An 11,460-nucleotide genomic window follows, 5' to 3' on the forward strand; every position below is an offset into this window, starting at 1 on the left:
CGAGGAGTGAACTCATGCCAGGACCTAAGGATCTCGACCCGGCGTCGTCACCCCGAGCAATGATCGGGGCGGAGTTGCGCCATGCGCGCGAGCGGAAGGGGTTGAGTCAGGAACAGTTGGGCCAGCTTCTGTTCGTCAGCGGGTCCTACATTGGTCAACTGGAGGCGGGTACGCGCCGGATGCAGCCGGAGTACGCGCGTCTCCTGGACCAGGCGTTGGACACGGGCGACTTCTTCACGCGCAACTGTGCGGCGGCAGCCAAGTCGAAGTACCCAGAACATTTCGTCGAAGCGGCAGAAGCGGAGGCGCAGGCCACTGCGATCAGGCAGTACACGCCCCTACTGATCCCCGGGCTGCTCCAGACTCCCGCCTACGCACGTGCCGTCTTCCGCGCCTACCGGCCAACGGCATCGGAGCAGAAGCTGGATGACCTGGTGTCCATGCGGATCGCGCGCACGCTCCTCCTGGACGATCCAACAAACCTCTTGTTTTGGGTCGTGATCGACGAGGCGGCCCTGCGTCGCATGACAGGCGGCCGGACAGTGATGGCGGAGGCGGTACGGCGGGTGGCCGACGTGGCCCGGGAGCACCGGGCTATCGTGCAGGTGCTGCCATTCGACGCCGGAGCGCACGTTGCGATGGAAGGGTCCGTCAAGTTGATGGACTTCGAAGGCGCTCCGCCGGTGCTCTACTTCGAGGGGGTCGGCACCGGGCGCCTGGAGGACGAACCATCCATCGTCATGCACCACAGGCGTACCTTCGAGTTGCTGGCAGCCTCTGCTCTCTCACCAGCCAACTCCCTTGTTCTGCTTGATGCAATGGCACAGGATTACGCACATGAGGAACACCCCTGAGCTAGGCCCGAACTCAGTCACCTGGCGCAAGTCGACGTACAGCGGCGGCAGCGGCGGCGACTGTCTGGAAGTGGCCGACGCTCATCCCGCCCTCATCCCCGTGCGCGACTCGAAGAGCCCCCTCGGCCCGAAGCTCGCCTTCCAGCCGGGCGCCTGGTCGGCGTTCGTGGAAGCCCTCAAGCGAGGCTGACCAGATGCGGCGGAGTGTCGGCAGCATGGAACCCGCTTGGCGCAAGTCGACATACAGCGGCGGCAGCGGCGGCAACTGCCTGGAAGTGGCCGACGCCCACCCCACCCACATCCCGGTCCGCGACTCCAAGAATCCCCACGGCCCAAACCTCCTGCTCCCGCCGGAGGCATGGTCCGCGTTCGTGGAGGACCTCAAACGCGACTGACCAGACGCCCCTGCCCAAGGCCGGTTCAGCGGCGGGGAGTGCCTAGGAGCAGCCCCCGCTGCAGCGGATCGTGCGCCTGACCTGCCCGGACCCCCCGTGGGCGGGAGGCCGTCCCCGCCTCCTTCCAGCGCACCAGGACCTGGAAGGAGTCGCCCGACCCGTCAACCGCACCGCAAGCGCACTGCCGACACCCTGGCCGCGCTCAAGTCGAGCCGTGCCGGCTCAGGAGGCAGACGGCTCGATCTCCCCCGCGAAGACGATGACCTGGTCGATGAGGCTCCGTCGCAGATGGACGACGTCCGTCCCCGCCAGGCGGGGGCCTCCGTCCGGCGTGGTGAAGACCCACTGGTACCGGGCCCATTCGCCAGGCATGTCCACCGCTGAGCAGCGCACCATCGTGCCGGTCCCCGCCGGGTGGCGCCGGATGTCCAGCACGAACCGCTCGACCGCCTCGATTCCTTCGCTGCGACCCAACGGTCCCCAGAAGACCACGTCCGAGGTCAGGGCCTGGGAGAGCAGGGCCGTCACATAGCTGTCGTTCGAGGCGTTGAACGCGGAGATGAACGTGTCGATCGCGGAGCGTGCGGTCTCTTCCTGCATGCCCCAGTAATACCAGCCGTTTCGCGTGCGCTCGATCCCTGCCCCGAGCGGCGCCCCCCACCTAAGATCACCCCGTGCCGCCCCTCAGCAACTCCCCCTTGATCACGGCGTTTCCGGCCGAACTTGCCGCCGACGCGGAAGCCGTGGTGGCCGTCATGCCCGCCTCCCGGCTCACCTCTCCTATCGACTTCTCGGTCGTCGTGGCAGGCCAGTACGTCACCATCCCCGAGCGCGTCTACAACGACGAACCACCAGCGGACGCGCTGTCGCCGCGCCAACGGCAGCTCCTGCACTGCCTGTACTCACGGCACCACGACGGCAGGGTGCGGCAGCGGCACCTGGAGCAGATCATCGGGTCCGCCGACCCCTGGGTCCTACCGTTCGTGGTGCGGCTGGCCGGTGAGTACGTCCTGGAGATCCTGGTCGTCATCCGCGACGCGCTCCGCGACCTCGCCCTGCCCGGCACCGGAACCCGGCTCGCGTACGGGACGTTCCTCACGGACAACCCGGAGTTCTACGCACGCACCCAGCGGCGGGTCGTGAGCTACTGGAACAGCAACCACCGCGCCGCGTACACCAGTTTCCGGGGCTACCCGGGCTCCACCCTCCTCGACCTCCTGCACTCGACCACCACCGGCCTCACCGACCACCCGCTGCCCCGCCTCACCCCCGCCACGAGCCCCAGGCTCGACGGCTACTGCTAGGCATCCCCGGGCCCGCTGAAAAGACCCCCGCTACCGGACCGAGGTGGACCGATGAGACCGAGCACCGACCAACTGAAGGGACTCGCGGAGGCGTTCGCCTGCGTCACCCTCGCCGGGATGTGCGTCTGGATGGCCGTCGACGGCGAGTACATCGCCTGGGCCGTCGCGCTCGGCAGCCTCTCGTTCGCGTGGGACGTGTGGCGGAGGTTCAGGCGCAGCCGTGACGAGAAGAAGACCCCGCGAACGCCCGAGGGCGGCACCTCCCCCGGTAACCCGGAGGGAAGTGCCGCCCTCGGAAAGGACAGTTGATCCGAGAAGGATCAGAAGTCCATGTCACCGCCCGGCATACCGCCCGGAGCAGCCGCGGCGGCCTTCTCCGGCTTGTCGGCGATGACGGCCTCGGTGGTGAGGAAGAGCGCGGCGATGGAGGCCGCGTTCTGCAGCGCGGAGCGCGTGACCTTCGCCGGGTCGATGATGCCCTCGGCGATCATGTCGACGTACTCGCCGGTCGCGGCGTTCAGGCCGTTGCCGACGGGCAGGTTGCGGACCTTCTCCACGACGACGCCGCCCTCGAGACCACCGTTGACGGCGATCTGCTTCAGCGGGGCCTCAAGGGCGAGCTTGACCGCGTTGGCACCGGTCGCCTCGTCGCCCGACAGCTCCAGCTTGTCGAAGACCTGACCCGCCTGCAGCAGGGCCACGCCACCACCGGCGACGATGCCCTCCTCGACGGCCGCCTTGGCGTTGCGCACGGCGTCCTCGATGCGGTGCTTGCGCTCCTTGAGCTCCACCTCGGTGGCAGCACCGGCCTTGATGACCGCCACGCCGCCCGCGAGCTTCGCCAGGCGCTCCTGAAGCTTCTCGCGGTCGTAGTCCGAGTCGCTGTTCTCGATCTCGGCGCGGATCTGGTTCACGCGGCCCTGCACCTGCTCCGAGGAACCGGCGCCGTCCACGATCGTGGTCTCGTCCTTGGTGACGACGACCTTGCGGGCGCGGCCCAGGAGGTCCAGCGTCGCGTTCTCGAGCTTGAGGCCGACCTCCTCGGAGATGACCTCGCCGCCCGTGAGGATGGCGATGTCGCCGAGCATGGCCTTGCGGCGGTCGCCGAAGCCCGGGGCCTTGACGGCGACGGACTTGAAGGTGCCGCGGATCTTGTTGACGACCAGGGTCGACAGGGCCTCGCCCTCGACGTCCTCGGCGATGATCAGCAGCGGCTTGCCCGACTGCATGACCTTCTCCAGGAGCGGGAGCAGGTCCTTGACCGAGGAGATCTTGGAGTTGGCGATGAGGATGTACGGGTCCTCGAGCACCGCCTCCATGCGCTCCATGTCGGTCGCGAAGTAGGCGGAGATGTAGCCCTTGTCGAAGCGCATGCCCTCGGTGAGCTCAAGCTCCAGACCGAAGGTGTTGCTCTCCTCGACGGTGATGACGCCTTCCTTGCCGACCTTGTCCATGGCCTCGGCGATCAGCTCGCCGATCTGGGTGTCGGCGGCGGAGATGGAGGCGGTGGAGGCGATCTGCTCCTTGGTCTCCACGTCCTTGGCCTGCTCAAGGAGAGCGGTGGAGACGGCCTCGACGGCCTTCTCGATACCGCGCTTGAGGGCCATCGGGTTGGCACCGGCGGCTACGTTGCGCAGGCCCTCCTTGACCAGGGCCTGGGCCAGCACGGTCGCGGTGGTCGTACCGTCGCCGGCGACGTCGTCCGTCTTCTTGGCGACTTCCTTGACCAGCTCGGCGCCGATCTTCTCGTACGGGTCCTCGAGCTCGATCTCCTTGGCGATGGAGACACCATCGTTGGTGATCGTGGGGGCGCCCCACTTCTTCTCGAGGACGACGTTGCGGCCCTTGGGGCCGAGCGTCACCTTGACGGCGTCCGCGAGCTGGTTCATGCCGCGCTCGAGGCCGCGCCGCGCCTCCTCGTCGAACGCGATGATCTTGGCCATGTGAAGTGGTCCCTCCAGGACTGGGGGTGATTCCTTCGGACCGCGCCCGCGCCCGCGACGGACGGCTCGCCGGCCTCGTGGTTCCTTGCCCCACCCGGCCTGCGGGCCTCACCGACCCGGTCCTTCGTTGTCACTCTCACCTTCAGAGTGCTAACGCAATGATTAGCACTCGGCATGGTCGAGTGCAAGCGCCTTCGGGGGATCGGACGGGGGACGCGGGTGGGGCGGGGCCGGGCGACGCGTGCAGGACGAAGGGCCCGCACCCCGTGCCGGGTGCGGGCCCTTCGAACGTGAGACGTGAGACGGATGCGTGACGCGATGAGACGTTCAGCGTGAGAAACGTTCAGGCGCTGAGGCGGACCATGTCGGCCTGCGGGCCCTTCTGACCCTGCGAGATCTCGAACTCGACCCGCTGGCCCTCCTCAAGGGTGCGGTAGCCGTCCATCTGAATGGCGCTGTAATGGACGAAGACGTCCGCACCACCGTCGACCGCGATGAAGCCGTAGCCCTTCTCCGCGTTGAACCACTTGACGGTGCCCTGAGCCATGCCTAACTCCCCTATTACTGGCCCTTGCGCAGATCCACCCTTCGCGGACCCGGGTCAGACCTCACCCCCCATGGGTCGGGGGCGTGCGCCGGAACGCGTCGACCGCGGCTGAATGTATCTGTCCAACTGCCGTCTGCAACAGGTCAATCGGACGAGAAATCTGGACGAGACCGGTCCGGAATCTGACGAGAATTCGGCCGAACTCAGGGCAAGTCGGGCCCCATAAAAACAATAAATGCCGCATTTGACCCGTGCATTTTGGCTGCTTCTTGTCGGGCGTGCGGCATGAATCCAGGGTTCCCGACCTGTCGGCCGGGGAGCGCGTTCCCCAACTCTATCGCGCTCAATCACACAGAATGGCCCCCTCCGTTTCTCTCACGGAGGAGGCCATTCGATGAACGCTTTGTCACCGACGTTACCGTCGGTAATTCTCAGCCGCCCGCGACCGCCGGAATGATCGACACACCGGCGCCGTCCGGGGTCGGCGTCTGGAGGCCGCCCTCGAAGCGCACGTCGTCGTCGTTGACGTACACGTTGACGAACCGGCGGAGCTTGCCCTCGTCGTCCAGGACGCGCCCGGCGATGCCGGTGTGGTGCTTCTCCAGGTCCTCGATCACCTCGGCGAGCGTCGCCCCCTCGGCAGCGACCTCCGCCTGCCCGCCGGTGTAGGTACGCAGGATGGTGGGGATGCGAACGGTCACGCTCATACGAGGCCAGCCTCTCGGAAGGAGTCCAGGTTCGGTCGGATGGTCGCGGTCAGGCCGGTCCCGGCCACCGCGTCCAGGGTCTTGAGGCCGTCGCCCGTGTTCAGGACGACGGTGGTGAGCGCCGGGTCCAGCACGCCGTTCTCCAGCAGCTTGCGGGTGACGCCGACCGTCACACCGCCCGCCGTCTCCGCGAAGATGCCCTCCGTGCGGGCGAGCAGCTTGATGGCGTCCACGATCTGGGGGTCCGTCACGTCCTCCACGGCGCCGCCGGTGCGGCGGGCGATGTCGAGCACGTACGGTCCGTCGGCCGGGTTGCCGATGGCCAGCGACTTGGCGATGGTGTCCGGCTTCTGGGGCCGTACGACGTCGTGCCCGGCCTTGTACGCGGCCGACACCGGCGAGCAGCCCTCCGCCTGGGCGCCGAAGATCTTGTACGGCTTGTCCTCGACCAGGCCGAGCTGGATCAGCTCCTTGAGCCCCTTGTCGATCTTCGTGAGCTGCGAGCCGGAGGCGATCGGCACCACGAGCTGGTCCGGCAGCTCCCAGCCCAGCTGCTCGCAGATCTCGTACGCCAGCGTCTTGGAGCCCTCGGCGTAGTACGGCCGCAGGTTGACGTTGACGAAGCCCCAGCCCTCGCCGGCCGGGTCGCCGATCAGCTCGGAGCAGAAGCGGTTCACGTCGTCGTAGTTGCCCTCGATGCCGACGAGTTCACCGCCGTAGACCGCGGCCATGACGATCTTGCCCTGCTCCAGGTCGTGCGGGATGAACACGCAGGAGCGCAGGCCCGCGCGGGCCGCCGCCGCGCCGACCGCGCCCGCGAGGTTGCCGGTGGAGGAGCAGGAGAGCGTGCCGAAGCCGAAGGCGCGGGCGGCCTCCAGGGCCTGGGCGACCACGCGGTCCTTGAAGGAGTGGGTGGGGTTTCCGGAGTCGTCCTTGACGAACAGGCCGCCGGTGACGCCGAGTTCACGGGCGAGGTTGTCGGCCTTGACCAGGCGGGTCCAGCCGGGGTTGAGGTTCGGCTTGTCGGCGACGTCCGCCGGGACGGGCAGCAGCGGGGCGTAGCGCCAGATGCTGGCGGGGCCCGACTCGATGCGCTTGCGGAGGCTGTCGGCGTCGTAGCCGGAGAAGTCGTAGGCGATCTCCAGCGGGCCGAAACACTCCTCGCAGGCGAAGACCGGGCCGAGCGGGACGCGGTGCCCGCACTCCCGGCAGCTCAGCGCTGCGGCGGGGCCGAGATCGACAGTGGGGGTGGCAATGGTCTGCACAGCCATGGAGGCGAGGCCCTTTCTCCTCATCTTCCTCACGACGCACTTCGCCGTGAGACGGATTTGGCACCTTCCCTAGCCGGGAGCCTCGCGAGTGAACGCACGAGACCGACTGGAGTTGCCGGGGCTTCGCAGGGCCGTGTCCCTCTGCCCCTCTGGATGAGCTGTATGCGGTTGTGGACGCCGATCGTCTCGGACATGCGATGGTCATCGGCGTTGTTCAAGACTGTAACCGAAGGCCAGCACAGTTGAAGGTGTCGTCCGAACCGCGAGACGGGTTCCTGGACACCGGCACCTGTGACCGTACGTCCCCGTTGAGAAGGAGCCGCAGACCATGCTGGAAGAAACCGAGCGCTGGCTGGCCACCCGCTCCTGGTCCGTGGCCGACCGCCCGCTGCACCGCGTCCTCGCCGCCAAGCAGCGCTCCGGGCAGACCGTGTCCGTGGTGCTGCCCGCGCTGAACGAGGAGTCGACGGTCGGTGACATCGTCTCCGTGATCCGTCACGACCTGGTGACGCAGGCGCCGCTGGTGGACGAGATAGTCGTGGTGGACTCCGGGTCCACCGACCGCACCTCCGAGGTCGCCGCGGCGGCGGGCGCCCGGGTCGTGCACCGTGACGCGATCCTGCCCCGGGTGCCCGCCGTGCCCGGCAAGGGCGAGGTGCTGTGGCGGTCGCTGCTGGCCACCAGCGGCGACGTCGTGGCCTTCGTGGACGCGGATCTGAAGGAGTTCTCCTCGGACTTCGTGCTCGGCATCGTGGGGCCGTTGCTCACCGATCCGGGCGTCGACCTGGTCAAGGCGATGTACGACCGGCCGCTGGGGGGTGCCGCCGGGCAGGGCGGGCGGGTCACCGAGCTGATGGCGCGACCGCTGCTGAACATGCACTGGCCGCAGCTGGCCGGGTTCGTGCAGCCGCTGGGGGGTGAGTACGCGGCGCGGCGGTCGCTGCTGGAGCAGTTGCCGTTCCCCGTGGGGTACGGGGTGGAGCTGGGGATGCTGGTCGACGCGCTGCATCTGGTCGGGCTCGATGCGCTGGCGCAGGTCGATGTGGGGGTCCGTAAGCACCGGCATCAGGACGGGCAGGCGCTCGGGCGTATGTCGGCGGCGATCTATCGCACGGCTCAGCTGCGGCTGGCTCGTGGGCATCTGGTCCGGCCCTCTCTGACCCAGTTCGAGCGGGGGGTGTCTGGCTTCGAGCCGCGGACTTACTCGGTGGACACGGAGGAACGGCCGCCGATGGTGGAGATCGCGGAGTACGCGGCTCGCCAGGTGGCTTGACGGGGGTGACGCCTCGGCTTCGCCCTCGGCGTCGTTCTTCGTTCCCACCCGCACCACCCGTACAACTTTCGTCGTCGGGTGCGGGTGGCCCCCGTGGGGCGCCTTCGCCGTCGGCGGCCTCGGGCCGTGGTGGCCCTGGCGTGGCGGCCCCCGCCGTGGTGACCCTGGCCGTCAGAACCCGGCGCCCCGCACCGCCCGTACAACTTTCGTCGCCGGGTGCGGGTGGCCCCCGTGGGACGTCCCCGCCATCGGCGGCCTCGGAGCATGGCGGCCCCCGCCCTGGCGGCCCCCGCCCTGGCGGCCCCCGCCCTGGCGGCCCCCGCCGTGGCGGCCCCGGCCATAGTGGCCTCGGGCCGTGGTGACCCTGGCGTGGCGGCCCCCGCCGTGGTGACCGTGGCCATCAGAACCCGGCGCCCCGCACCACCCGTACAACTTTCGCCGTCAGGTGCGGGTGGCCCCCCGTGGGACGTCCCCGCCATCGGCGACCTCGGACCGTGGCGGCCCCGCCGTGGTGGCTCCCGCCATAGTGGCCTCGGGTCGTGGTGGCCCTGGTGGTCAGAACCTGCCCCCGCGCCGTATACGGAGGGACGTATACAAGGCGTCGTGCCAAGGCGCGCGTACGTTTGAGGGTTCGGGAGCCGGGCTAGGTTGAGGACCATGGCTTCCACGCAGGGTGCTGAGGTGCTGGTCGCGTCGAATCGCGGGCCGGTTTCGTACGCGGTCGGTCCGGATGGGGCGCTGACGTCGCGGCGCGGGGGTGGCGGGCTCGTCTCGGGGCTGTCGGCGATCGGGCCTGACACCGACGCGGTGTGGGTGTGCGCGGCGCTCGGAGACGGTGACCGGGAGGCGGTGCGGCGCGCGGACGGCGGGCTGCTGCCGGAGGCGGACACCGGCGGGCAGCGGGTGCGGATGCTGGACATCGACCCGGAGACGCACGCCGAGGCGTACAACGGCATCGCCAACTCCGTGCTGTGGTTCGTGCACCACATGCTGTACCAGACCCCGCTGGAGCCGGTCTTCGACGCGGAATTCCGGGAGCAGTGGGAGGCGTACCGGGAGTACAACCGGGCCTTCGCCGAGGCGCTGGCCGAGGAGGCGGCGCCGGACGCGGCGGTGCTGATCCAGGACTACCACCTGGCGCTCGCCCCCCGGATGCTGCGGCAGCTCCGCCCCGACCTGCGCATCGGCCACTTCTCCCACACCCCCTGGGCCCCGCCGGACTACTTCCGCCTTCTGCCCGACGACATCGCGGCCGAGCTGCTGAGCGGCATCCTGGGCGCGGACCGGGCGGCGTTCCTGACCCGGCGGTGGGCGGACGCGTTCACCGCGTGCTGTCACGCCGTCCTCGGCCCCGGCATCCCCTCCGGCACGGAGATCGGTGTGCACGGGCTCGGCGCGGACGCGGACTTCCTGCGGGAGCGCGCGCACCGGACCGACGTGGACGAGCGCATGGCGGCGCTGCGCGACGAGATCGGCGAGGGGCGCCGGACGATCGTCCGGGTCGACCGCACCGAGCTGTCGAAGAACATCGCGCGCGGCCTGCTGGCGTACCGCCGTCTCCTCGTGGACCACCCCGAGTGGCGCGAGCGCGTCGTGCACGTGGCGTTCGCGTACCCCTCGCGGCAGGACCTGGCGGTGTACCGCTCCTACACGGACGAGGTGCGCCGGATCGCGGACGAGATCAACGCCGAGTTCGGCACCCCGGGCTGGACGCCGGTCCTGCTGCACGTCGAGGACGACTTCGCCCGCTCCCTGGCCGCCTACCGGCTGGCCGACGTGGCGCTGGTCAACCCGATCCGCGACGGCATGAACCTGGTCGCCAAGGAGGTCCCGGTCGTCTCGGACGCGGGCGTGGCCCTGGTGCTGTCCCGCGAGGCGGGCGCGTACGAGGAACTGGCCGAGGACGCGCTCACGGTCAACCCGTACGACATCGTGGGTACGGCCCAGGCCCTGCACGAGGCGCTGTCCCTGCCGGACGACGAGCGCGCGGAGCGCTCCAAGCGTCTGGCTACGGCGGCGACGGCCCTGCCCCCGGCGAAGTGGTTCCTGGACCAGCTGAACGCGCTGCGGGACTGAACTCCCTTGCCCTGAGGGTGTGTTGCCCGGCTCACGTGTCGGCCGCTTCCGCGCGGCCGACGCGTACGGCGCCCCGGAACCGGGCGGCGTCCTCCGTGAGCAGCGACATCGCCTCCAGCGACGCGTCCGGCACCGGCAGCAGATGGGCGTCGACCCAGCTCTCCCCCGCCGCCGCGTTGAACCAGGGGTCCTCCAGCACCACCGCCCCCGGTACGGCGCCGTGGCAGAGCACCCAGTGCGGCACGTCGTACCCCTGCATCGCGGCGAGCGAGACCAGCAGCAGCACCCGCTCGCGGCGCCGGATCGCGTCCCGGACGCCGGTCAGGGACAGGCGCCGCGTCTCGACCGGGACGCCGAGCCGGTCGGCCTCCGTGCGGGACGCGCGCTGGAGCACGGCCCGCCACGCGCGCTCGGGCTCCGGCAGGTGGCCGAGCAGGACGGGCCGGTCGGTGTCGAGGAACACCTCCACCGGTGAGGCGGGCCAGGCGCGGCGCACCGCGACCCCCAGCCCGACCGGCTCGCACGCGGGGAAGTTGGTCGCGTCCCGCCACAGCGTCAGCTCGGCCGTACGGTCGAAGGACGTGCGCGGGAGCGCCCCGGCCAGTGCCTGTGCGACCAGGAGGGCGGTGACGGCGCCACAGGTGAAGTCGGTGCTCTGCCGGTAGTACGGCGGCTCGGGCACCTCCGCGCCGTCCAGCCAGCGGACGTATCCGGCGCCGGGGCCGCCCCCGCTCCCCGTGAGCGGGGGCCGCAGCGGGGTGAAGCCCGCCCCGGCGGCGTCCTCGGCGCTCACCGTCCAGCCCTCCCACTTGACCTGCGCGAGCCCTTGGGCGCGGGCGTACGCGACGACGGCCGCGACCGCCGACGGCACGTCACCGACGGCGTCGACGATCTTCACGTACGCCGTCTGCGGGCGGCCCGTCACCAGCGCGGCGGCGGTCCAGCCCCCGGCGCCGGGCACCGCCACCACGCGGGGAGCGTGCGGGGTGCGGTCGGCCGCGCACCAGCGCGTCAGCACGTCGGGAGGCGCGATCCGCCGTAGCGGGGCGGGGACTTCGGCGGGGTCGAACGGGACGACGACGCTGCGCAC

General features: G+C 70.0%; 13 protein-coding genes and 1 riboswitch. Of the genes, 7 read left to right on the forward strand and 6 right to left on the reverse strand.

The window, feature by feature from the left end:
• The first annotated feature begins 14 nt into the window (after positions 1 to 14).
• The 3 genes from B079_RS0123835 to B079_RS0123845 are packed head-to-tail and all read left to right on the forward strand — an operon-like array spanning position 15 to position 1,249.
• Entirely contained in the window at positions 15 to 854 is an 840-nt protein-coding gene (locus B079_RS0123835) for a helix-turn-helix domain-containing protein (RefSeq protein ID WP_026249019.1), read from the forward strand.
• On the forward strand, positions 838 to 1,044 hold the full coding sequence (locus B079_RS0123840; RefSeq protein ID WP_026249020.1) for a DUF397 domain-containing protein: 207 nt from the start codon (positions 838 to 840) through the stop codon (positions 1,042 to 1,044). The genes B079_RS0123835 and B079_RS0123840 overlap by 17 nt, the downstream gene beginning before the upstream one ends.
• A 4-nt stretch (positions 1,045 to 1,048) precedes the next feature.
• Complete coding sequence (locus tag B079_RS0123845; protein WP_051095263.1) at positions 1,049 to 1,249, forward strand: DUF397 domain-containing protein; 201 nt, start codon at positions 1,049 to 1,051, stop codon at positions 1,247 to 1,249.
• Between the two features lie 222 nt (positions 1,250 to 1,471).
• Here the strand turns inward: B079_RS0123845 and B079_RS0123850 are convergent, their stop codons facing one another.
• Positions 1,472 to 1,849, reverse strand: a complete 378-nt coding sequence (locus B079_RS0123850) for a nuclear transport factor 2 family protein (RefSeq protein WP_018548365.1) — start codon at positions 1,847 to 1,849, stop codon at positions 1,472 to 1,474.
• 74 nt (positions 1,850 to 1,923) lie between these two features.
• Here B079_RS0123850 and B079_RS0123855 point away from each other — a divergent pair, with 74 nt between their 5' ends.
• Complete coding sequence (locus tag B079_RS0123855; protein ID WP_018548366.1) at positions 1,924 to 2,553, forward strand: hypothetical protein; 630 nt, start codon at positions 1,924 to 1,926, stop codon at positions 2,551 to 2,553.
• 51 nt (positions 2,554 to 2,604) lie between these two features.
• Entirely contained in the window at positions 2,605 to 2,862 is a 258-nt protein-coding gene (locus B079_RS0123860) for a hypothetical protein (protein WP_018548367.1), read from the forward strand.
• Between the two features lie 11 nt (positions 2,863 to 2,873).
• On the opposite strand, the gene groL is transcribed toward B079_RS0123860, so the two are convergent.
• From groL to thrC, 4 genes are all read right to left on the reverse strand, one after another.
• Positions 2,874 to 4,496: a chaperonin GroEL gene (gene groL, locus B079_RS0123865; protein WP_018548368.1), complete on the reverse strand. Its 1,623-nt coding sequence runs from the start codon at positions 4,494 to 4,496 to the stop codon at positions 2,874 to 2,876.
• Positions 4,497 to 4,839: 343 nt separating this feature from the next.
• Positions 4,840 to 5,043: a cold-shock protein gene (locus B079_RS0123870; protein WP_004929928.1), complete on the reverse strand. Its 204-nt coding sequence runs from the start codon at positions 5,041 to 5,043 to the stop codon at positions 4,840 to 4,842.
• Positions 5,044 to 5,474: 431 nt separating this feature from the next.
• On the reverse strand, positions 5,475 to 5,750 hold the full coding sequence (locus tag B079_RS0123875; protein WP_018548369.1) for a MoaD/ThiS family protein: 276 nt from the start codon (positions 5,748 to 5,750) through the stop codon (positions 5,475 to 5,477).
• Positions 5,747 to 7,021 carry a threonine synthase gene (thrC, locus tag B079_RS0123880; protein ID WP_018548370.1) on the reverse strand — a complete coding sequence of 425 codons (1,275 nt, stop codon included), beginning with the start codon at positions 7,019 to 7,021 and terminating at the stop codon, positions 5,747 to 5,749. The genes B079_RS0123875 and thrC overlap by 4 nt, the downstream gene beginning before the upstream one ends.
• Before the next feature lie 17 nt (positions 7,022 to 7,038).
• Positions 7,039 to 7,181, reverse strand: a riboswitch (SAM riboswitch).
• 168 nt (positions 7,182 to 7,349) lie between these two features.
• Between thrC and B079_RS0123885 the strand changes: the two genes are divergently transcribed.
• Positions 7,350 to 8,294, forward strand: coding sequence for a glucosyl-3-phosphoglycerate synthase (locus B079_RS0123885; RefSeq protein WP_018548371.1), 945 nt, complete (start codon positions 7,350 to 7,352; stop codon positions 8,292 to 8,294).
• A gap of 657 nt (positions 8,295 to 8,951) precedes the next feature.
• Positions 8,952 to 10,370: an alpha,alpha-trehalose-phosphate synthase (UDP-forming) gene (locus B079_RS0123890; RefSeq protein ID WP_051095265.1), complete on the forward strand. Its 1,419-nt coding sequence runs from the start codon at positions 8,952 to 8,954 to the stop codon at positions 10,368 to 10,370.
• Between the two features lie 31 nt (positions 10,371 to 10,401).
• Here the strand turns inward: B079_RS0123890 and B079_RS0123895 are convergent, their stop codons facing one another.
• Positions 10,402 to 11,460 carry a peptidase C39 family protein gene (locus B079_RS0123895; RefSeq protein ID WP_018548373.1) on the reverse strand — a complete coding sequence of 353 codons (1,059 nt, stop codon included), beginning with the start codon at positions 11,458 to 11,460 and terminating at the stop codon, positions 10,402 to 10,404.

This window comes from Streptomyces sp. LaPpAH-108, from assembly GCF_000373625.1.
Taxonomy (GTDB): Bacteria; Actinomycetota; Actinomycetes; order Streptomycetales; family Streptomycetaceae; genus Streptomyces.

Excerpts from the sequence above, each read along its gene's own strand:
- B079_RS0123835 (WP_026249019.1), top strand. The coding sequence starts at position 15 with ATGCCAGGACCTAAGGATCTCGACCCGGCGTCGTCACCCCGAGCAATG.
- B079_RS0123870 (WP_004929928.1), bottom strand. The coding sequence starts at position 5,043 with ATGGCTCAGGGCACCGTCAAGTGGTTCAACGCGGAGAAGGGCTACGGC.
- groL (WP_018548368.1), bottom strand. The coding sequence starts at position 4,496 with ATGGCCAAGATCATCGCGTTCGACGAGGAGGCGCGGCGCGGCCTCGAG.
- B079_RS0123845 (WP_051095263.1), top strand. The coding sequence starts at position 1,049 with ATGCGGCGGAGTGTCGGCAGCATGGAACCCGCTTGGCGCAAGTCGACA.
- B079_RS0123885 (WP_018548371.1), top strand. The coding sequence starts at position 7,350 with ATGCTGGAAGAAACCGAGCGCTGGCTGGCCACCCGCTCCTGGTCCGTG.
- B079_RS0123860 (WP_018548367.1), top strand. The coding sequence starts at position 2,605 with ATGAGACCGAGCACCGACCAACTGAAGGGACTCGCGGAGGCGTTCGCC.
- B079_RS0123840 (WP_026249020.1), top strand. The coding sequence starts at position 838 with ATGAGGAACACCCCTGAGCTAGGCCCGAACTCAGTCACCTGGCGCAAG.
- B079_RS0123890 (WP_051095265.1), top strand. The coding sequence starts at position 8,952 with ATGGCTTCCACGCAGGGTGCTGAGGTGCTGGTCGCGTCGAATCGCGGG.
- B079_RS0123875 (WP_018548369.1), bottom strand. The coding sequence starts at position 5,750 with ATGAGCGTGACCGTTCGCATCCCCACCATCCTGCGTACCTACACCGGC.
- thrC (WP_018548370.1), bottom strand. The coding sequence starts at position 7,021 with ATGGCTGTGCAGACCATTGCCACCCCCACTGTCGATCTCGGCCCCGCC.
- B079_RS0123850 (WP_018548365.1), bottom strand. The coding sequence starts at position 1,849 with ATGCAGGAAGAGACCGCACGCTCCGCGATCGACACGTTCATCTCCGCG.